The following is a 20314-nucleotide window of genomic DNA, read 5'->3' as shown; positions in this document are numbered from 1 at the left end:
CGCGAGGGTCTGGTGCCGAACCACAAGAAGCTGCTACGGATCTACTGGTAGGGAGGGTTGAAGGTGCGCCGCCGCGGCGGCCGCAGGCGCTGCGGACCAGGGCGCCAATGACGGTGCCGCAGGGGCCGTACCAGCGTTGGTCGCTCGACTTCGTATCTGACGCCTTTGCATGCGGCCGGCGGTTCCGCATCCTGTGCGTCGTCGACGACTTCACGCGGGAGTGCCTGGCGCTGGTGTTGGATGGCGTGCTTGCCGCACGCGGCAAGCCGCTGACGGTGGTCAGCGACAGTGGTACCGAACTGCCCTCGACCTCGATCCTGCGCTGGTCGCGGGAACGCCAAGTTGAATGGCACGACATCGCGCCGGGCAAGCCAACGCAGAACGCCTTCGTGGAATCGTTCAACGGCAGGCTGCGCGACGAATGCCTCAACGAGACGCTGTTCACGTCGCTGGCGCACGCCGGATCGATCCTGGCCGCCTGGAAGCACGACTACAACACCGTCAGGCCGCACACGAAACTGGGAGGGCGCACCCCCGCCGAGATCGCCGGCCAACGGGGTTGGGGGCATGCCCCCAACCCCGTTGGCATCACATCAACCATCAGCCATCAAAGCAAAGGACTCTACTTCTGAACGGTATCAGGGGTGCACGTCAGCCGCTATTCTTCGACCCGGCTTTCGACGCCATTGCCGAGCCGTTACCCGGCTTCACGCCGCAGGAGGGCGTTCGCCGCTGGGACGGTGCCAGCGTTCATGCGCCGATCGGCACTTACGGCGACCATCTTCTGGGCAAGGTTGGCAAAGACTTCCCGGAGCTGGCGACTAGGATGTAGACAGACAGTTCTGTCCGGTTTAGCGATTGGGGATGGTCCGACGCGACGCCCGATCCGATATCCTGCGCACCGCGATGCAGTTATTCTATGCGGAGGGCAGCCGGGCGATCGGCGTCGATCGTGTCATAGCCGAAGCCGCCGTCGCGAAAGCCAGCTTCTACCTGCATTTTCCCTCCAAGGCGGCGCTGCTGATCGCAACGCTCGAAGCGCGCGATGCCGATGTGCGGGGCTGGCTGTGCCAAGCTGCGAGCGAGCGAGCGGCGGAGAAACGGATACCGCCAGCGCTGGCAATGTTCGATATCGTCGCAAAATGGGCCGCAGGCGACGGCTTTCATGGTTGCGGGTTTCTGCGGGCCGTTTTCGATTCGCCCGATAATATCGAGGCACGTGCCATTGGTGCCGCGCACAAGCTGGCGCTGGAAAACTGGATCGCAGAATCGCTTGCGCCCGACCAGCGCGACAAGGCCGCAGCGCTCACGATCCTGCTCGATGGCAGCGTCGCGCAGGCCTTTCTGTTCGATGACCCCGGCCGCATCGCAATCGCGAGGCGCGTCGCCGAAACACTGTTGGGAGCGCCATGATTGATGAGGTCGCCTGGCTCGATACCCGGCTATTCGCCCCACGTCCGGCGGCGGCCATGGAAGCCGATGCGCTGACGCGACCCGGGATGACCTTCGTCGATGTGGTCGGTGCGCGGCTCCGTGTTCGCGCCCAGCCCGGCCCGGGGCCGACAGTTGTCCTGCTGCCGGATGGCCCCAACACGATCGAGCATTATGATCCGGTGTTCGACCGGTTTGCCGGGCGCAATGCCGTGCTCGCCGTGGAAATTCCCGGGTTCGGCTTTTCATGGGCCAGCGCCCCGCAGGCATTGGGGTTTGACGGCGTCGTCGCTGCCGTGATCGAAGCCATCGATGCGCTTGCGCCGGCGTCGTTCATCATCGTCGGCGCCTGCATCCAGGCTTATGTGGCCATCGCCGTCGCCGCGGCGCGCCCTGACCGGGTTGCGGGCGTCGTTGCCGGGCAGGCCACCGATGTCGCTGGCTTTCGCCGCTGGATCGGCCGCGCCATCGACCCTGCGGGGTCCCTGCGGGTCCCCATCGTCGGCCAACTCGCCTGGGCCCGGCCCGAGAATCGCCACGCCATGGGCGCCGATGCCTGGTATCATGCAGCCGCCGGGCCCGATATCGACGTGGCGCCCTGGCGGGAGCTTGCGCATTGGTCGATCGATTGCGGGTGCAGCAATGCCCTTGCCACAGTCTGCCAATCCTGGCTGCCCGACGATGAATGGTCGCCGCCGGTTGCCCAATGCCCCGGCGTCATCCTGTTCGGCACGGCCGACCGCACCCACCGCCATTCCGATCCGGAGGGCCTCCGCGCCTATCTGCCGAATGCGGTTGTGCGCCGGTTGCCTCGCGCCGGGCATTTTCCGGAGCTTGAGGCTCTGGATACCTTAGACGCCGCAATTGCCGAGCTTTCCCGATGACCGAAACGACGCTGCAACGTGCCATCGGCGTCCGTCCGGTTGGTGTTGCCATCGTTGCCTGCAATGGCGCGGCTGGTCCGGAAGGGGTGCTCGTCGGTACGCTGGCGTCCCTGTCGGCCGATCCGCCGCGCGTCAGTTTTGCGATCGCGCGGACGGCACGACCGCTGGCGGCTTTGCGCGCGGCGCCTGCGCTTTCAATCCAGTTGCTCGCGCCAGACCAGGTCGAGGTGGCGGTGCAGTTCTCCGACAGCGCTCGGACCGCCGAACGCTTTGCGAGCGCAGACTGGCGGATCACGACCGACAGACCGCCACAGCTTAATGGCGTTGCTGCCTGCTTGTTCGGGGTGGCGTGGCAGATCTTCGACACGCAGACGCATGCGCTCTTCGTCGTCGACGTGACCGGCGCTTGGCGGTTCGGCGAGGCCAGCCTTCTGTACAAGGACGGCAAGTTCCTGCCCGGCGACGGCACGGCCTAGCGCAGCTTATATGGAGTTGAGCAATTCGCGTTGGTCGCCGCGGGAGGCAGCGGGATAGGCTTGCCAGGCATTCCAGAGGAGTCCTTCGCATGACCACCCAGACCGCCGACGCTTCCGCCCTCGAATTCATCGGCTTTGTCGCGCCACATGAGGCGAGCGAGACCCGCCCTTTGCAGGGCCCGGCGTTCGACTCGGACTATCTGGTCCGCGTCGCCCGCGCGCATGAAGAGGGCGGCTTCGATCGCGCGCTGGTGGCCTTCAGTTCGCGATCGCCAGAAAGCATCCTGATTGCCCAGGCGGCGCTGGGCGCGACGAGGCGGCTCAATGCACTGATCGCCCATCGGCCGGGCTTCACCGCGCCGACGATCGCGGCGCGGCAACTCGCGACGCTCGATCATCTGAGCAACGGCCGTGTCGGCGTCCACATCATCACGGGCGGCAGCGACGAAGAGCTGCAGCAGGACGGCGACCGGACCACCAAGGACCAGCGTTACGCCCGCGCCAGCGAGTATCTCGACATCGTACGGCAGGAATGGACCAGCCCTGAACCATTCGACTATGAAGGCGAGTATTACCATGTTCGCCAGGGGTTCGGCGGCATCAAGCCGGTGCAGGCCCCGCATATCCCGATCTATTTTGGTGGCCAGTCGGACGCGGCGATCCCCGTCGCCGGCAAGCATGCCGATGTCTATGCGCTGTGGGGGGAAACCCACCAACAAGTGCGCGAAACCATCGCCCGGGTGCGCGCCGCCGCTGCCGTGCATGGCCGCAGCCCGCGGTTCAGCCTGTCCCTGCGGCCGATTCTTGCCGATACCGAGGACAAGGCCTGGACCCGGGCCGAGGCCATCAAGGCGCGCGTCAAGGAACTGCGTGAGCGCGCCGGCCTGAAGACCGCCGGCCATGCGCCGCCGAACGCCGGATCGCAGCGGCTGCTCGATGCGGCAGCCTTGGGTGAACGCCTCGACAAGCGGTTGTGGACCGGTGTGGCAGCATTGACCGGCGCACAGGGCAATTCGACGGCGCTGGTCGGCGATCCCGATCAGGTGGCGGATGCCCTGCTCGACTATTGGAATTTGGGGGTGACGACGTTCCTGATCCGCGGTTTCGACCCGTATGATGATGCGGTCGATTATGGCCGCAATCTGATCCCGCGGGTGCGGGCGCTGGTGGCCGAAAGGGCGTCGCGGCGGCCGGCACAAGCCGCTTGAGCAAAGCCTGTGGTGGCATGGTCGCGGCGGCACATCGTCTTCGGCCTCGCCGCCACGGTTACCGGCTGTTCGGCACCGGAGGGCCAGACGAAGCCCGTGCTGCGGGTTGCCGGGCAGCGTGGCACGATCCGCGCCGTAATGGCGGCATCAAGGATGTTGGAGGGTGTGCCGTACCGGATCGAGTGGAGCGAGTTCGGTGCGGCCAGCCCGCTACTTGAAGCGCTTGCGGCCGGCGCAGTTGATCTCGGAGGGGTCGGCGAAGCGCCCTTTGCTTTTGCGGTGGCGAACGGCGCACCGATCGTCGCGGTGATGGCGTTGGTCGCCCGGTCGGGGGGAAAGCCGGTGGCGATAGTCGTTCCAACGAAATCGCCGCTCGGCAATGCTGCAGACCTGAAAGATCGAAAAGTTGCGACAGTACGCGGCTCGGTCGGCCGTTATCTGCTGATCCGCGCCGCCGCCCGTGCGAAGATCGATCCGCGCCGCATCGACACGGTCTATTTGGCACCCGCCGAAGCCAAGGCAGCAATGGCCGAAGGCAGTGTCGACGCCTGGGCGACTTGGAGCCCTTACATCGGCATGGCCACCGCCGGCGGCCAGAACCGCGTGCTTGTCGATGGCTCCGGCTTGTTCAGCGGCCTGTCGTTTATTGCGGCGCACCGTGATGTGGTTGCGGATAAACCGGAATTGATCGGCGATTTTCTCGGCCGGCTGGGCAGGGCGCAGGTGTGGGGTCGCGCCAATATTGGTCATTATGCGTCGGCACTGGCCGCCGAGACACGCCTGCCGCTTGCGGTCGCCCGCGACATGATCGAGCGGCAGGATCTTGGCATTGCCGCAATCGATGCCGGCGTCGCCGCGAGCACGGCGGAAACTCTGCGCCACTTTCGCGATGCCGGGGTAATTCCGACAGTTCCCAACCTCGCCGGCGCCTTCACCGAACGTTTCAATATGCGACAGGAGATCAAGAAATGACGGCAACGGCCTATGCGACAACCGACGCTGTTGTCCAACCGCTCAATGCGCGTCTCGCCGAGCTACACGCCGAAAGAGTGCGAACCTGGGACCCCGCGGTGCTGCAGATCAACATTGACCAGCGCGCCGAACTGGTGGCCGCTGCATCGGCTGATGACCGGTGGCCGATGGTCGGCGACGCGATCGCCGATGCCGAGCTGATCGATGTCGAAAGCGGTGCTTTCCGGTTACAGGCGCGTACTGCTTGCGCGCCCACCGTGTTGCTGTTCTTTCGTTTCGCAGGCTGTCCTGCCTGCAACATTGCACTGCCCTATTATAACGAGACGCTGTGGCCGGCGCTTCGGGCCCGCGGTGTCGCGCTGATTGCTGTAAGCCCGCAGCGCCCCGACCGGCTGATCGAGATAAAGCAACGCCACGGTCTCGACTTTGCCATTGCCAGCGATCCTGAGAACGGACTTGGCCGTCGGTTGGGCATCACCTTTACCGCCAATGCCGCGACACAGGCACAGCGCACCCCGAACGGCCCCTGGATCGGTGAGACAACGGGCACCGGAACCTGGGAGCTGCCGCAACCTGCCGTGATCCTGCTCGACAGATTGAACATCGTTCGCTTTTTCGATGTGAGCCCGGACTGGCTGGTCCGGACGGAGGCAGAAACAATAATTACAGCAATCGATAGTTTGTCTTTGTGATATAGAGTTAGATTAACTATCCGAATAAGAAATACAAAAACTCTCGATATTTCCGACTTTAGAAAAATAGCACAGAAGTCTTGCATCTGTTTTGCAAGGGTCTGTCATGTTATTCAAAGAGTTTCGCCGCGCCGCTTTGTCATCGGTGGCGGTCATTGGTGCAATGTCTGCAGGGGCGCCGGCTGTCGCTGCGGAACTCGCGGTGGCCAACGACGCCGAAGCTGCCGGTGTCGATGAACTTGTCGTCACCGGTCGCCGGGACAGCCGCGACGAAGCGGTGCAACGGACGCCAATCGCGATCACCAGCCTGTCGGGGCTGAAGCTCGAGCAACAAGGCATCACCAGCGTCCGCGAACTCGGCAACATCGCGCCCAATCTGTTCCAGTCGCGGGTGGCCGTGTCCTATCTCAACACCCAATTGTTCATCCGCGGCGTCGGCGAGCCCGACGCGCAGGGTGAACCGTCGGTCGCCGTGTACATCGACGGCGTGTATCTGCCCAAGAATGTCGGGCTGAACCAGGAACTGCTCGATATCGAACGGGTCGAGGTGCTGCGCGGGCCCCAGGGTCAAAACGGCGGCCACGCTGCCCGCCGGCGTGCTGTCGATCACCACAATCGATCCCGGCGACACGCCGCAGTTCCGGGTCCAGGCGTCGTACGGCAACTATAACGATGCGCGCCTGTCTTTTCTTGCTGCCGGAAAACTAGCGGGAAAACTCTATGGCAGCATCACCGCCGGCTATCATCGCCGCGACGGGTTCAACCAGAACGTCACCGTCGGCCGCGACGTCAACGACGTCGATTATTTCAGCGGGCGGGCAAAGCTGCGGCTGGCCGCGACCGATGATTTCGACATCAGGCTGAGCGTCGGCGGCATCCGCGATCGCAGCACGGCGCGCGGCGTCCAGGACTTGCTCACCAACGATCTCACCTCGCGCAATCAGATTTTCCCGTTCAACGAATTCGATCAGTTGTACGCCTTGCTGACCACCGATTGGCGGATCGACGACCGGTTGCGCTTGACCTGGCTCGCCTCGGCCTATGGCTTCGACCAGACCGCGTCTTTCGACAATACCGGCGACTTCTTCGGGCGTGGCAGCCAGATTGTCGTTTATCGCGACCGAACCTACCAGACCGAGTTGAAGCTCGCCGGCACGTTCGAGGCTTTCGATTTCGTTGCCGGCGTCTTTGGCTATCGCGAGGAATGGTTCACCAACCGCCGCGCCAACACCGCCGCCAATGCCACCAATGTGGTGGCAGCGATCCGCTATCGCCCTGTCTACACGCTGATCCAGCAGGACAACGACATCTGGGCCGGCTTTGCCGAGGGGGTGGCGCGGCTCGGGCCGCGCGTCACGCTGACGGCAGGGGCACGGCTGCAATGGGAGCGTCGCAGCAACGACAACCAGCTTTTCAACCTGGTTACCACAGCGTCCTTTCAGTCAACGGCGGCGAACTTTCTCAGCGTTCTGAACGGCCCGCCCCAAGCGCTGGTTTGGTCAACCAGGGCGTCGGAGACATGGACGACGTTTCAACCCAAGGTAGCGGTAGAGTATGCCTTAAACGACGACGCGCGCGTGTACGCCACCATCGGTCGCGGCGCCAAATCGGCCGGGTTCGATTATCGCGCCCAGACGCCGACGCCGACGGGGTTCCGCCAGGCGGAAATCCCGTTCAACCCGGAGAAGATCACCAACTACGAGATCGGCCTGAAATTCGCGACGGCGGATAAGCGCTTCCGGCTCAACACGGCCGCCTTCTACATCAGCTTCGACGATATCCAACTGACGACGAACGACCCGGTGCAACAGGTTACCCGCCGCTACAACGCCGGCAAGGGATCGACCCGCGGCGTCGAGATCGAGGCGCAGTTACAGCCGAGCGATGCGGTCCAGATCGATGCATCGGCCTCCTGGCTCGATGCGCGGCTCGACACATTTCTCGGGGTGGAGACACGCTCCAGCTTTCCCAACGGCTTTTCGCTCAACACCTCGCCTTTCGAGGGGGCAGTTCTGCCGAACGCGCCGGAATTCCAGGCGCGTGTAGCCGGCAGTTGGGTACTCCCGATCGGCGGTCCGGGCCGATGGAGCCTGCACGGCGATGTCAATTTCCAGTCCAAAAGCTTTACCGATGCCAATAACAATCCATCGGCACAGTTGCCCAATCAGACGTATATCAATGGGCAATTGCGCTGGGTTTCGAACAACGACCGCTGGATCGCATCACTTGCCGTGCGCAACCTGACAAACGTCCGTTATGCACTGCCGCCAGGCTATGCCCCGGCATCTGACGGGTCGCCCTTGTACCGCACCACCAACTTCAGCGACCCCCGCACGGTGTTGCTGACCCTTGGCTGGCGGATATGACACGTATCGCGCCGTAAATCCCATCAAAGAAGTAGGACTTTCAAGACGCAAAGAATCACTGATTCGGCGCTCGGAGGACCTTGCAACATCTTTGGGCCAGCAGCACCGCGCCCGATTTGAGGAGCACGACCAATGGCTACAGCCCTGCGATCAGAAACCCGCGCCCTTGATGCCGCTGCCCTTGGGATCAGTATTACGCCGCTGACAATAAACATCGGGGCCGAAATCAGTGGTGTCGATCTCGAACAGCCATTGTCGGACGAGCAATGGGCGGCGATCCGCACCGCCTGGCTCCGCCACAAGGTGATCTTCTTTCGCGATCAGAACATCAGCCATGAAGCGCATGTGCGCCTCGCGGCGCGGTTCGGCGCACTCGAAGGCCATCCGGTGCTGCCGAGCGTCGAAGGCTATCCCGAAATCCTGCGCATCACCGGGTCGGAAGGGACCAAGATCACGCCCGAGACCTATCCGGCGTTTCAGGCCTTCAACAAATGGCACACCGATGTCACCTTCCGTGAAAAGCCGTCGATCGGTTCGGTGCTGATCGCCCGGCAAATTCCCCGCGTCGGCGGCGACACCATCTGGGCCGATGTCGGCGCTGCCTATCGCGGGCTGCCGCAGGCAGTGAAGGACCGGATCGAGCATCTCGATGCCGAGCATGACATTGTCCGAAGCTTCGGCCCGCGCGTGTCGGACGAGAAGCGCGCCGAGATCGCGCGCGATTTTCCGCCCGCGACGCACCCGGTAGTTCGAACCCACCCGGAAACCGGCGAGAAGATCCTTTACGTCAATTACACCTTCACGACCCGGATCATCGGCCTGCCGCCGGAAGAAAGCGATCAACTGCTGCGGCTGCTGTTCGATCGCATCAAGGTGCCCGAATATCAGGTTCGCTTTCGATGGACCCCAGGTGCCATCGGGATCTGGGACAATCGTTCGACTCAGCACTATGCCGTCGGCGACTACTGGCCGCAGCCTCGGACCATGGAACGGGTCACAGTTGCCGGCGACGTGGTGACGCGATGACACGCGAAAAGATCGAATACTGGTTCTGGCGCGGCCTGACCGGCCTCGTCTTTGCCGGCGCCCTGGCGCTCACCATCATCAACCCGGGCCATGCAGCCGAAGCGTCGCCTTATGGTATCTGGCGCATCACGTTGGACCACCCCGGCGGGCCGTTGCCGTTCGGCCTCGAAGTCGCACGCGGGAAGACCGGCCCGGCCGCCTATATCCTCAATCCACCCGAACGGCTTCGCGCCGAAAAGGTTTCGGTGGAAGGCGAGACCATCACCCTGGCATTTCCATCGTACAGTTCGCGCCTCGTCCTGACGCGCGGCGCCGACGACCGGCTGACCGGCACGGCCGAACTGACCCGGCGCAGCGGGCCGGTCTCGCTCGCCGCCAGCGGCAGCCGCGGCAGCTACCGGTTCACGTCGACACCGGCGCGCGCCGTGGCCGATCTGACCGGCGATTGGGTCGTCGAAACCGCCGGCGACCGTCCGCAAAAGGGCCTCGCGCAATTCACGCAGGTCGGTAACAAGCTCAGCGGGTCGGTGCAGTTCCCGACCGGCGACACCCGCTTCCTTGCCGGCGAAATCTCAGGAGATCAGCTCTCGCTGTCGACCTTCGATGGCAACAGCTCGGCGATCTGGAAGGCTGTTCTCGCCGACGGCGCGCTCGCCGGCAGCCAGTTCGGCGCGACCACCAAGACGCCCGGCGGCTGGAAAGCCGTTCGCGCGCCGACAAAGGTGTTCGAGGCCGTTGCCGTCGAGAAACCCGCCAGCGACCGGCTGGCCTTCAGCTTCCCGACCAGCAACGGCAAGACCGTTTCGCCGAGCGACCCGCGTTACAAGGGCAAGGTCGTCGTGCTGACGCTGGGCGGCGCCTGGTGCCCCAATTGCCATGACGAGGCGACCTTCATCGGTCCCTATGCCGCACGCCACCAGAAGGACGGGCTGGAAGTCATCGGTCTCCAGTTCGAATATGGCACCGATCAGTCCCGCGCCTTCAGGCAGCTCGACAGCTTCGCCAACCGCTACAAGCTGACCTATCCGCTCGTCCTTGCCGGTGAGCCGACACCGGACAGCACCAGGGCGGCAATCGGGGCGCTGGGACCGGTCAAGGTCTATCCCTCGACGATTTTCATCGGCCGCGACGGCCGCGTGCGCGAAGTCCACGTCGGTTGGGCCGGCCCTGCCACCGGTCATTGCACGAAAAGGCCAAGCAGCATTTCGACGAAACAGTCTCCCGGTTGCTGCGCGAGAAGGCCTGATGCCCGTCAACCTGCCGACGGCTCTGCTGCGAAGCTTCGTCGCGATCGTTGAGTCGGGGTCGATGCTGTCAGCGACCGAGCAGGTTTTCGTGACGCAGTCAGCCCTCAGCCTGCAGATCAAGCGACTCGAAGAACTGGTGCAGCAGCCCTTGTTCGTTCGCGATGGCCGCAAGCTGGTGTTGACTGCGCCGGGCGACGTGCTGCTTGGCTACGCCCGCCGGTTGCTGTCACTGCATGACGAAGCATTGGCATCGGTCAAGGTCGGTGGCTTTGCCGGGCCTGTGCGCTTCGGCACCGTTCAGGATTTCGCCGAAACTTTCCTTACCGGCATTCTCGCGCGTTTTGCCGGGCTGCATCCCGACAGCCATGTGTATGCGCGCGTCGCCGGGACCGCCGAATTGCAGACGCTGCTGGAGCGCGGCCAGCTCGATGTGCTGGTCGGGTTCTCGGCGACCGATGATCCGGCGACAATTCGCACCGCGCCGATGCGGTGGTATGGCGATGTATCGCTGCTCGATCGCCGGCCCTTGCCACTGGCCGTGCTCGAAAAGCCGTGCCGCTTCCGAGAAGCCGCGATTAACAGCCTCGAAGCCCGTGACATTCCCTATCGAATTGCCGTCGAAACGCCGAACTTGTCAACACTGCGCAGCGCTGTCGAAGCCGGCCTTGGGGTCACCGCACGTACCGATCTCTTCCTCAAGGGATTTTCGCCGCTCGACACCCAGGCGCTGCCCGATCTCCCGCAGGTCGCCTGCATCATGCAAGCGAGCAAGGCCGGGGCAAAGGCTGCGAACCGCCTCGCCAGCCTGACGCGCAACGTGCTGGAAACACTATGAATCGCCTTCGTATCACGCTTGCTCGACGATGCTATCAGATAGTCTCGTTTGTGCGTGATGCCGGGGTGGCGCATCTCTGAAGTTCGCCGCAAGAAAGGGCCAGCCAATGACCATCGCAGCGACTGTCGCCATTTCTGACGTTCGACCCGCCTGGCGGTTTCGCCTGCCGCGCCGGGCCATATCGCCCCTTGTTCTGATCGCGCTTTGGGAAGTCGGCAGCCGCGTCGGCCTGATCCCGCTGCGGATTCTTGCCGCCCCCAGCCAGGTCGTGGCGACGCTGTTCGAGATGATTGCTTCGGGGGAGCTTCAGGCCAACCTGCTGGTGTCGGTCGGGCGGGCAATGACCGGGCTGCTGCTCGGAGGCCTCGTCGGTGGCGCGCTGGCGATCACGGCCGGCCTTTCAAAACGCGGTGAACTCGCCGTCGATCCGCCGGTGCAGATGCTTCGCACCTTGCCCGTGCTGGCGCTGGTGCCGCTGTTCATCGTTTGGTTCGGCATAGGCGAGACGCCGAAGATCCTGCTGATCGCGCTCGGCGTCACCTTTCCGATTTACCTCAACCTCTACAACGGCATTCGCGGCGTCGATCCCAAATTGCTGGAGGCGGCGCGGACGTTCGGGCTGAACGGCGGCGCCCTGATTCGCCACGTCATCCTGCCCGGCGCCATGCCGAGCCTGTTGCTCGGCCTGCGCATGGCACTGACGGTGTCGTGGCTGCTGCTGGTGATCGCCGAACAGATCAACGCGTCGGCGGGCCTTGGCTATCTCATCAACAACGCCCGCGATTTCCTGCAAACCGATGTCATCGTGGTCTGCCTGCTCGTTTATGCCGCCATCGGCCTGACCGCCGATGCCGGGGTGCGGGCGATCGAGGCCCGGGCGCTCGCCTGGCGTCCGTCATTGATCAAGGAGTGAGCGTCATGAGCCGCCCTCATACTTCCCAAACCGACACCCCCGCCGTCACTGTCCGCGGCCTGTCGCGCCAGTTCGGCGCCACGACCGTCCTCGACAATCTCGACCTCGACATCGCGCCGGGTGAGTTCGTCGCGCTGCTGGGTCGCTCGGGGTCGGGCAAGACGACGCTGCTGCGTGCGCTTGGGTGTTTGGACGATGGCTACACCGGCACGTTGTCGGCGCCGGCCGGCCGTGCGATCGCGTTTCAGGAGGCGCGCCTGCTGCCGTGGAAGACCGTTCGCCAGAATGTCGGCATCGGCCTCACCACGATCCAGCAACGTGCCCGCGTCGAAAAGGCGCTCGGCGAAGTCGGTCTGGAGCACCGCATCGATGCCTGGCCGGCAACATTGTCCGGCGGGGAGGCGCAGCGCGCTGCCCTGGCGCGGGCGCTGGTGCGCGAGCCGGCGCTGCTCCTGCTGGACGAGCCCTTTGCCAGCCTCGATGCGCTGACACGGATCAGGATGCACCGCCTCGTCGAACGGCTTTGGCAGGCGCACAGGCCGGCAGTGTTGCTCGTTACCCATGACGTCGATGAGGCGGTGCTACTTGCTGACCGGGTACTGGTGCTCGAGGCCGGCCGTATCGCCATCGACGAGCGCGTCGAAATCACCCGGCCGCGCGATACCGCTGATCCGGCCTTCCAGCGGCTGCGCGCCAAGCTGTTGCGCGGCCTCGGTGTCGACGTGCCCGAACGTGCCGACGAACGGCCGCCGGTGCAGTTGCGGGTAATCGAACGCCAGGAGGCCGTCGGATGAGCGCCGGTGCAGTTGCGGGTAATCGAACGCCAGGAGGCCGTCGGATGAGCGCGCCAGCATCTGCGGTCGTCGTGACGCATACCGCCGGGCTCGACGCGACACTGGCGGAACTTGCCGCTGCCTTCGCCGCCACGGCTGCCGACGTCGATGCAAGCGGCCGTTTGCCCGCGGAGAATTTCGAACGCCTCCATGCCGCCGGGCTGATCGGCCTGACGGCGCCGACCGAGGTTGGTGGTGGCGGAGCCGATCTGGCCACCGCTCTCAAGGTCGTGCACGCCGTCGCGCGAGGAGAGCCGGCGACCGCGCTGATCTTGGTGATGACATATCTTCACCTCAACGGGTTCAACCGCGGGCCGCTGGAAGGTGTGCGACGGCGCGTTGCCGAGGACAGCGTTCGCAATGGCGCGCTGATCAACGCCTTTCGGGTCGAGCCTGAGCTCGGCACACCGGCGCGCGGCGGGGTGCCCGCGACGACCGCCCGCCGCGATGGCGATCGCTGGCTGATTTCCGGCCGCAAGATCTTTTCAACCGGCGTACCGGTGCTGAGCTGGTTCAATGTCTGGGCCGTTACCGATGAACCGGAACCGCGGGTCGGGGCCTTTCTCGTCCATCGCTCGGCCCCCGGCTGGCGCGTGCAGGAGACCTGGGATCATCTCGGCCTGCGCGCCAGTGCCAGCCATGATGTCATCTTCGAAGCGACTCCGACGCCGCTCGATCACGCCACCGGCCTGACGCCCATAGGCGCGCCGCCGCCGCCGATCGACGCCAGCTTCCTGACCTGGAGCGCGGTGCTGACCGCCGGCATCTACGACGCCGTGGCCCAGGCCGCGCGCGACTGGTTTGTCGAGTGGGCGGCGACCCGCATCCCCGCCAATCTCGGCGCGCCGCTTTCGACCCTGCCGCGCTATCAGGAAGCAGTCGGTGCGGCCGACGCGCTGCTGCTTGCCAACCGCGCCTTGTTGGCGGCAGGGGCCCGCGGCGAGGCGAGCCTGCCCGAAACCAGCCTGATCAAGTACAATGTCACCGAAAACGCCATAAAGGTGGTCGAGGGTCTGGTCGCCCTGTCGGGCAATCCCGGCCTGTCGCGCCACAACCCGCTGCAACGTCACCTCCGCGATGTGCTGTGCGGGCGGGTGCATACGCCTCAGGGCGATGTTGCACTTGGTGCCGCTGGTCGCGCCGCCTTTGCTGCTCGACCATGACCGCGCTGCGTGTCGTCTCGCAATTGCCGGAGCCATTCACGGCGACGATTGCCGGCGGTGTGGCTGGGATCGATATCATCCACATCCCGCGCGGCGTGCCTGACGCCGTCCCGGATGATGCGCGCATCCTGCTCGCCGCGCCGTTTTCGCGGCCCGGTGATCTTCCGGCGAAGCGCCCGAAGGGCTGGCCGTTCAACATCGACTGGATCCAGCTCGTTTCGGTTGGGATCGATTTCTATCCGCCTTGGCTGTTCGAGGGGCCGGTCGTCACCAGCGCGCGAGGTTCTTCGTCAGTAGCGCTCGCCGAGTTCGCGCTTGCGGCGATCTTTGCCCAGGCCAAGCACCTGCCCGACATCTGGATCGACGGCCCCGATCGCTGGGCCTCGACGCCGCTCGCTGCGGTCGAAGGGTCGACACTTGGCATTATCGGCTTCGGTTCGATCGCAGAGGCGCTGGCGCCGCGTGCCCAGGCGCTGGGTATGCGGGTAATTGCCACGCGCCGCACCGATGCGCCTTTTGCGGTCGACGGCGTGACGCGCGTCGATACCGACACGCTGTTTGCGACTGCCGATCACGTCGTTCTAGCGGCACCGCTGACCGCCGATACGCGCCACCTCGTTGATGTCCGGCGGCTGGCGCTGGCCAAGCCCGGCCAGCACATCATCAACATCGCGCGCGGCGGGTTGATCGACGATAAGGCGCTGCTGGCGGCGCTCGATGCAGGAAGTGTCACCGCAACCCTCGACGTGACCGAGCCGGAACCACTTCCGGCGGGGCACCCCTATTACAGCCATCCCCGCGTTCGCCTGTCGCCACATAGCTCTGTCGCCACCCCGGATACCCGTGCGGCGCTGGCCCGGCGCTTTGCCGAAAATGTCGATCGCTATCGCGCCGGTCTGGCGCTCGCCAACATCGTCGACGCCTCGCGCGGCTATTGAAAGGTTTCAAATGTCCGTTGCTCTCGCCACGTCCAAACGGCCGCCGACACCGTTTCCGCCGCTGCCGCCCGCTGCCATCCCGACGGTTCGCAGCGAAGGCTGGTCGCCGTCGCCGCCGCAGCCGACCCTCGAGCTTGAGCGGCTGTATCGCAAGCAGCGGCTGGCGGCATCCTACCGTCTGTTTGCCCGCTGGGGTTACGACATGGGCGGCGCCGGACATATCACCGTCCGAGATCCTGAATGGCCCGACCATTTCTGGGTCAACCCGGCGGGCGTCGCTTTCTCGCAGATCCGCGTGTCCGACCTGATGCTGGTCAGCCATGCCGGGGAGATCGTCGACGGCGGCGAAATTCGGCGCCTCAACCGCGCCGCCTTCGCCATCCACGCCACGCTCCACGCCGCTCGGCCCGATGTGCTGGCAGCGGCACATTCGCATTCGTTGTACGGCAAGGCCTGGTCGGCGCTCGGCCGATTGCTCGATCCGCTTACGCAGGATTCCTGTGCATTCTTTGAAAGCCACAGCCTCTTTCGCGAATTCTCAGGCGTCGTTCTCGACACATCGGAGGGCGAAAAGATCGCCGAGGCACTGGGCCCCACCAACAAGGCAATCATCCTGCAGAATCACGGACTGCTGACCACCGGCCCCACGCTGGAGGCCGCCGTCTGGCGCTATTATGCGATGGAGAATGCTGCCCACGCGCAATTGCTCGCCGGAGCCGCGGGCACTGTGCAGCCGGTCCCGCCTGATGTCGCCAGGCATACCGAGACGCAAATGGGCTCCGACCTAGGCAACTTCTTCGCCTTCCAGCCATATTGGGACGTCGTTGCCCGCGAAGAGCCGGACTTGTTCGACTGATGCTGCTCAATCGTCGCAACCTGCTCGCCAGTTCGCTGGCGCTGGCCGCTTGCGGTCAGGAAACGGCAAAGCCCGCAACCACCTTGCGTGTCGCTTATTATCGCGGCCAGGCGGAGACGTGGATGGCCGCCGCAGGGCTCCCCGAATTGCCGTTCAGGGTCGTTAAGTCGCCCTTCGCCAGCGGCAATCTGATCGTCGAGGCGATCAGCGCCGGGGCGCTCGACCTCGGCTCGATGTCCGATATCCCGCCGGTGTTTGTCGCGCAAAAACAGTCGCCTGTCCGCTTGGTGGCGGTACTGGAAGGCGATGTCGCCAACCAGGTCGTGCTGGTTCCAAAAACGTCGCCGATCAAAGTGATCGGGGATCTGAAGGGCAAGCGCATCGGCTATGTCCGGGCGACGACGTCGCACTACATCCTGCTCCGCATTCTCGATGAGATTGGTCTGACCTTCGCCGATATTACGCCGGTTGCGCTTGCCCCGCAGGATGGGCGCGCAGCCTTTGAGCGCGGCGATCTCGATGCCTGGGTGATCTTCGGCGTCGTCGGTTTCCTGGCGCGCGAGGCCACCGGCGCCCGCATTCTCACGAACGGCGTCGGTCGGCTGACCGGCAATTATGCCTTTGCGGCCGCACAGAGCGCGCTCGATGACCCGCCAAAGCGCGCTGCCGTCGCTGCCTGGCTGCGCCGGGTGCGCGACACCTACGCGTGGTCCGAAGCGCACCCCGACGAAGCGATCCGGCTGGTGGCTTCCGACACCGGGCTTCCCGAAGCCGTGTATCGTGGACAGCGTGCCCAACGGACCACGGCCCCCAATCTGATCCCGCCCAGCGATGCAGCGATTGTCAGCCAGCAGATGGTCGCCGATACCTTCTTCAAGGCCGGGATCCTCCCTGCGCGGGTCGATGTCGCCCCGTTGTGGGTGCGCGATTTCGACTACGGGACAGCATGACCATCGTCCCGGCCTCGCTCGCCGCCTTTGTCCAACGGCTCGACTTGCTCGTAGCCGAGCCCGACGAGGCGATCGTCCTGCCGCACGTCGCCAAGGCGCTCGCCCGGCTTGTTGAAACCGACGATTGGTTGCCGTCGGCTTATGCGGTGCCGCATCCCGATAATTATACGCAATATCTGCTCTACCGCGATCCGGCGGCGCGGTTTTCGGTGGTCAGCTTCGTCTGGGGACCAGGACAGGGCACGCCAGTGCACGATCACACGGTATGGGGTGCCGTCGGTGTTCTGCGCGGGGTCGAGCAGTCCCAACGCTTCGCCATCTGCGCCGATGCGCCGCCGCGCGCGCTCGATGTGCCGCATGAGTTGCTGCCGGGCAGCGTCGAAACCGTGTCGCCGCGGATCGGCGATATTCACCAGGTACGCAACGCTATGCCCAATGACATTACCGTCAGCATACATGTCTATGGTGCCGATATCGGCGCTGTCGAGCGCCACATCTACCCGCCTAAAGGCGGCTCCAAGCGCTTCGTGTCGGGCTATGCCAACGGACCGGAAACCCCGGTCTTTAACCTGTGACGAGCGCTGCCGACGTTCGCTTCGCCTTGCTCGCGCGCCATGAGATCGCGCTGCTCGATGTGCGTGAGGAAGCGGCTTTTGCCCATGCCCACCCGCTGTTCGCCGCCAATCTTCCGCTGTCCCGACTCGAGGTCGAAGCGCTCGACCGGCTGCCACGGCGCAATGTGCCGATCGTTGTTTACGATGACGGCGAAGGCTATGCGGCACGCGCGCGACGGGTTCTGAAGGCGCTTGGCTACGGCAATACGTCCCTGCTCCACGGTGGCTTGCAGGGCTGGCGTGACGCGGGGTTCGAGTTGTTCCGCGACGTCAATTCCTATTCCAAGGCATTTGGAGAACTGGTCGAGGCGAGGCGCCACACGCCGTCGCTGCCGGCGCCCGAGGTCAGGGCGCGAATCGAGCGCGGCGACGATTTGGTCGTCCTGGATGCGCGCCGGTTCGAAGAATATTGCACGATGAGCATACCCGGCGGTATCAGCGTGCCCGGTGCCGAGCTTGCGCTGCGCGCACCGGTCGTGGCGCCGAATCCGGAAACGACGATCATCGTCAATTGTGCCGGGCGGACACGGAGCCTCATCGGCGCGCAGTCACTCATCAATGCCGGATTGCCCAACCCCGTCTTTGCGCTGCGCAACGGCACCATAGGCTGGACACTGGAGGACTTCGCACTCGATCACGGCAAGATCCGTCAGGTCACCGATGGCGACCCCGCCGGGCTCGAAACCGCCCGCCAACGTGCCCGCGCCGTTGCCTATCGTGCCGGCGTCAAGCATATCGGCCTGGACGAACTCGAGCGCTTCATCGCCGATCGCACCCGTACCCTCTACCGTTTCGACGTGCGCCAACCGCAGGACTTTGCCGCCGGGCACCCGCGCGGCTTTCGCAACTATCCGGGTGGGCAACTGGTGCAGGAAACCGACATGGCGGCCCCGGTACGCGGCGCGCGTATCGTCCTCCACGACGATCTCGGCCCACGCGCCGACATGACCGCGGCCTGGCTCGCCCAGATGGGCTGGGAAGTCTATGTCGCGACCGGCCTTGCCAACACGGCACGCGGCGCCGACCCCTTGAATTTGCCTGAACTGCCCGAAGTGGAGATGCTTTCTCCGGCTGGGCTGGCGGCTGCGCAGGCTGCCGGCGCGATTTTGATCGATCTTGCGACGTCGCCGGTCTATGTGCGCGGCCACATCGATAACGCCGTCTTTGCCATCCGTGCACGCCTGGCCGCCGCCGACAGCGACAGCCTGCAATCGGACGACGTCGTCCTGACATCGACGGGCGGTGCCCTCGCGCGCTTCGCTGCCGCTGAGCTCGTGCGACCGGGTCGCCGCGTGCGCGCTCTCGATGGCGGCAACAACGCCTTTGTCGCGGCCGGCGGCACGCTGGTTGCGGGCACTGGCACGCGTCTGCACCCCTTTGATGATGTCTATCGCCGCCCCTATGAAGGCACCGACAATCCACGCGCTGCGATGCAGGCCTATCTCGACTGGGAATATGGGCTGGTTGCCCAGCTCGAGCGCGATGCAACCCATGGCTTCTTCGTCATTTGACCAGCGCGTCCGCAACACCCAGTTCGGCGAGGTCGGCTGCCATTGCGCCGACCTGGTTGCGAATATCGGGAACGGCCACGATCTCCCAGAATGCGCCCCGCGTCAGCGGGCCTGCCGCGTACAGGCGTGCTTCGCGTCTGCCATCCGCTCCGATCAGCCGCGAATGATGATCGACGTCGAGACCGAGCCCGGCGTGTCCCGGCCTGGCAAGACCCGAGGCAATCAGAGCATGGAGCAGCGGGTCGCGGGCATTCGACAGGTCGCCCATCGGTCCGGTGCAGTTGATGATGCGTCGTACCGACAGCCTTTCCGTGGCAACGAGCCCGCGCGGGCGAAACGTGACGGCGACACCGGTCCCGTCGCTTCGAAAGTCGGTGGGCTTGCCGGCCAGGATCTGGAGTTTGCCGCCGTTCTGCATGGCGGCGATGCGTGTTGCGACATCCGGGGCCAGCCGATGCCGCGCGACGTCCCACCACGGCCGCAGATGACGCAGAAAGCGGCCGCGCTCGGCCGCGCTGGCAGAGGTCCACAATTCTTGAGTGAAGGGCCTCAGCTCGTCGACGGCAGCGCGCCAGCCGATCGCATCGGCCCGGGCGCGCACGTCGCGCACCAGCGCCGTGACCGTTGTCGGCGGCATGCCTTGCCGACGTTCGCCCACGGCAAGACCAGGGCCGGGTGCATGACGATGCGGCAGCAATCCACGCCGCGACATAGCAATGATCTTGCCTGCAAAGCCGGCCGATTCGAGGCTGAGCGCCACATCCACCATGGTCAGCCCGGTGCCGAGCAACAGGACCGTGTCGTCGTCCTGAAGGCTGGTGACGAGACTGCCGGCCCAAGGGTCGGCAACATAGGCATCGGCGCCGATCGTTGCGGGATCAAGGCCGGCCGGCACCTGGGGCGGCAAATTGCCGATGGCGAGCACCAGCGCGTCGGGCCGCAGGGCCGCGCCGTTAGACAGGGCGAGCTTGATCGCGTTGCCCGCGACTTCGACTCCGGTCGCATCGGCGCAGGCAAGCGCGAGGCGGCCTTCACAATCGGCAATGCAATCGCCGAGCAGCTCGCCGATATAGTCGCCGAAACTGCGCCGCGGCACAAAGGTGGTTTCGTCGCCGATCCCGCGCGCCGCACACCACTCGACGAAATGGCGCGGCGCATCGGCAAAGGCGCTCATGTTGCCGGCACGTACATTGAGAAGGTGCGACGGGTTGGTCGCCGAATAGGCGGTGCCACGGCCGAACATCGGTCGCCGGTCGATCAGGGTTACGATGAGCTCCGGCCGACGGAGCAGGTTCACCGCCAGCAGCGTGCCCGTAAAGCCGGCTCCGACAATCGCGATGTGAAACGGTTTTGGCATGCTTTGTCTATAGCACTTGGCGGGCGCAAACGCCCAACGCTC

Annotated in this window: 20 protein-coding genes and 1 pseudogene (1 of these 21 only partly in view); 20 read left to right on the top strand and 1 reads right to left on the bottom strand. The window is 64.9% G+C overall.

Annotated features, from left to right (window positions below; all coding sequences use genetic code 11):
• The 20 genes and pseudogenes from ACP7AI_RS14845 to ACP7AI_RS14750 all read left to right on the top strand — a co-directional run.
• Nucleotides 1-632, top strand: a pseudogene (locus ACP7AI_RS14845) (IS3 family transposase) (it extends 494 nt beyond the left edge of the window).
• A gap of 232 nt (nucleotides 633-864) precedes the next feature.
• Complete coding sequence (locus ACP7AI_RS14840; RefSeq protein WP_426168943.1) at nucleotides 865-1413, top strand: TetR/AcrR family transcriptional regulator; 549 nt, start codon at nucleotides 865-867, stop codon at nucleotides 1411-1413.
• The gene (locus ACP7AI_RS14835; RefSeq protein WP_426168941.1) at nucleotides 1410-2315 is read left to right on the top strand and encodes an alpha/beta fold hydrolase; all 906 of its coding nucleotides are present in this window, start codon (nucleotides 1410-1412) and stop codon (nucleotides 2313-2315) included. Before ACP7AI_RS14840 ends, ACP7AI_RS14835 begins: the two co-directional genes overlap by 4 nt.
• Nucleotides 2312-2791 (top strand): flavin reductase family protein, encoded by a 480-nt coding sequence (locus ACP7AI_RS14830; protein ID WP_426168938.1) that lies wholly within the window; start codon nucleotides 2312-2314, stop codon nucleotides 2789-2791. Before ACP7AI_RS14835 ends, ACP7AI_RS14830 begins: the two co-directional genes overlap by 4 nt.
• Nucleotides 2792-2880: 89 nt before the next feature.
• Nucleotides 2881-3999 (top strand): LLM class flavin-dependent oxidoreductase, encoded by a 1119-nt coding sequence (locus tag ACP7AI_RS14825; RefSeq protein ID WP_426168936.1) that lies wholly within the window; start codon nucleotides 2881-2883, stop codon nucleotides 3997-3999.
• A 96-nt stretch (nucleotides 4000-4095) separates the two neighbouring features.
• A complete protein-coding gene (locus tag ACP7AI_RS14820) occupies nucleotides 4096-4971 on the top strand; it encodes an aliphatic sulfonate ABC transporter substrate-binding protein (protein WP_426168934.1) in 876 nt (291 codons plus the stop codon).
• Entirely contained in the window at nucleotides 4968-5663 is a 696-nt protein-coding gene (locus ACP7AI_RS14815; RefSeq protein ID WP_426168932.1) for a peroxiredoxin-like family protein, read from the top strand. The genes ACP7AI_RS14820 and ACP7AI_RS14815 overlap by 4 nt, the downstream gene beginning before the upstream one ends.
• Nucleotides 5664-5865: 202 nt before the next feature.
• Complete coding sequence (locus ACP7AI_RS14810; protein ID WP_426168929.1) at nucleotides 5866-6333, top strand: TonB-dependent receptor plug domain-containing protein; 468 nt, start codon at nucleotides 5866-5868, stop codon at nucleotides 6331-6333.
• The gene (locus tag ACP7AI_RS14805; protein ID WP_426168926.1) at nucleotides 6260-8029 is read left to right on the top strand and encodes a TonB-dependent receptor; all 1770 of its coding nucleotides are present in this window, start codon (nucleotides 6260-6262) and stop codon (nucleotides 8027-8029) included. The genes ACP7AI_RS14810 and ACP7AI_RS14805 overlap by 74 nt, the downstream gene beginning before the upstream one ends.
• Before the next feature lie 132 nt (nucleotides 8030-8161).
• Nucleotides 8162-9055: a TauD/TfdA dioxygenase family protein gene (locus tag ACP7AI_RS14800; protein ID WP_426168924.1), complete on the top strand. Its 894-nt coding sequence runs from the start codon at nucleotides 8162-8164 to the stop codon at nucleotides 9053-9055.
• Entirely contained in the window at nucleotides 9052-10353 is a 1302-nt protein-coding gene (locus tag ACP7AI_RS14795; protein WP_426168921.1) for a peroxiredoxin family protein, read from the top strand. The genes ACP7AI_RS14800 and ACP7AI_RS14795 overlap by 4 nt, the downstream gene beginning before the upstream one ends.
• On the top strand, nucleotides 10301-11137 hold the full coding sequence (locus ACP7AI_RS14790; RefSeq protein ID WP_426168918.1) for a LysR substrate-binding domain-containing protein: 837 nt from the start codon (nucleotides 10301-10303) through the stop codon (nucleotides 11135-11137). The genes ACP7AI_RS14795 and ACP7AI_RS14790 overlap by 53 nt, the downstream gene beginning before the upstream one ends.
• A 106-nt stretch (nucleotides 11138-11243) precedes the next feature.
• A complete protein-coding gene (locus ACP7AI_RS14785; RefSeq protein WP_426168916.1) occupies nucleotides 11244-12050 on the top strand; it encodes an ABC transporter permease in 807 nt (268 codons plus the stop codon).
• Nucleotides 12051-12055: 5 nt separating this feature from the next.
• Nucleotides 12056-12844, top strand: a complete 789-nt coding sequence (locus ACP7AI_RS14780) for an ABC transporter ATP-binding protein (protein WP_426168914.1) — start codon at nucleotides 12056-12058, stop codon at nucleotides 12842-12844.
• 44 nt (nucleotides 12845-12888) lie between these two features.
• Nucleotides 12889-14046 (top strand): acyl-CoA dehydrogenase family protein, encoded by a 1158-nt coding sequence (locus ACP7AI_RS14775; protein ID WP_426168911.1) that lies wholly within the window; start codon nucleotides 12889-12891, stop codon nucleotides 14044-14046.
• On the top strand, nucleotides 14043-14984 hold the full coding sequence (locus ACP7AI_RS14770; protein ID WP_426168908.1) for a D-isomer specific 2-hydroxyacid dehydrogenase family protein: 942 nt from the start codon (nucleotides 14043-14045) through the stop codon (nucleotides 14982-14984). The genes ACP7AI_RS14775 and ACP7AI_RS14770 overlap by 4 nt, the downstream gene beginning before the upstream one ends.
• A gap of 10 nt (nucleotides 14985-14994) precedes the next feature.
• Nucleotides 14995-15840: a class II aldolase/adducin family protein gene (locus tag ACP7AI_RS14765; protein WP_426168905.1), complete on the top strand. Its 846-nt coding sequence runs from the start codon at nucleotides 14995-14997 to the stop codon at nucleotides 15838-15840.
• Nucleotides 15840-16790: an ABC transporter substrate-binding protein gene (locus ACP7AI_RS14760; protein ID WP_426168902.1), complete on the top strand. Its 951-nt coding sequence runs from the start codon at nucleotides 15840-15842 to the stop codon at nucleotides 16788-16790. The genes ACP7AI_RS14765 and ACP7AI_RS14760 overlap by 1 nt, the downstream gene beginning before the upstream one ends.
• On the top strand, nucleotides 16787-17365 hold the full coding sequence (locus tag ACP7AI_RS14755; RefSeq protein WP_426168899.1) for a cysteine dioxygenase: 579 nt from the start codon (nucleotides 16787-16789) through the stop codon (nucleotides 17363-17365). Before ACP7AI_RS14760 ends, ACP7AI_RS14755 begins: the two co-directional genes overlap by 4 nt.
• Nucleotides 17362-18915, top strand: a complete 1554-nt coding sequence (locus ACP7AI_RS14750; protein WP_426168897.1) for a rhodanese-like domain-containing protein — start codon at nucleotides 17362-17364, stop codon at nucleotides 18913-18915. Before ACP7AI_RS14755 ends, ACP7AI_RS14750 begins: the two co-directional genes overlap by 4 nt.
• Here the strand turns inward: ACP7AI_RS14750 and ACP7AI_RS14745 are convergent.
• Nucleotides 18908-20272 carry an FAD/NAD(P)-binding protein gene (locus tag ACP7AI_RS14745; RefSeq protein ID WP_426168894.1) on the bottom strand — a complete coding sequence of 455 codons (1365 nt, stop codon included), beginning with the start codon at nucleotides 20270-20272 and terminating at the stop codon, nucleotides 18908-18910. The two genes, ACP7AI_RS14750 and ACP7AI_RS14745, sit on opposite strands and share 8 nt — an antisense overlap.
• Nucleotides 20273-20314: the final 42 nt, after the last annotated feature.

Origin of the sequence: Sandarakinorhabdus sp. DWP1-3-1 (genome assembly GCF_049896705.1) — a bacterium.
Classification (GTDB): domain Bacteria; phylum Pseudomonadota; class Alphaproteobacteria; order Sphingomonadales; family Sphingomonadaceae; genus Sandarakinorhabdus.
This window is presented reverse-complemented; position numbering and strand designations above follow the sequence as displayed.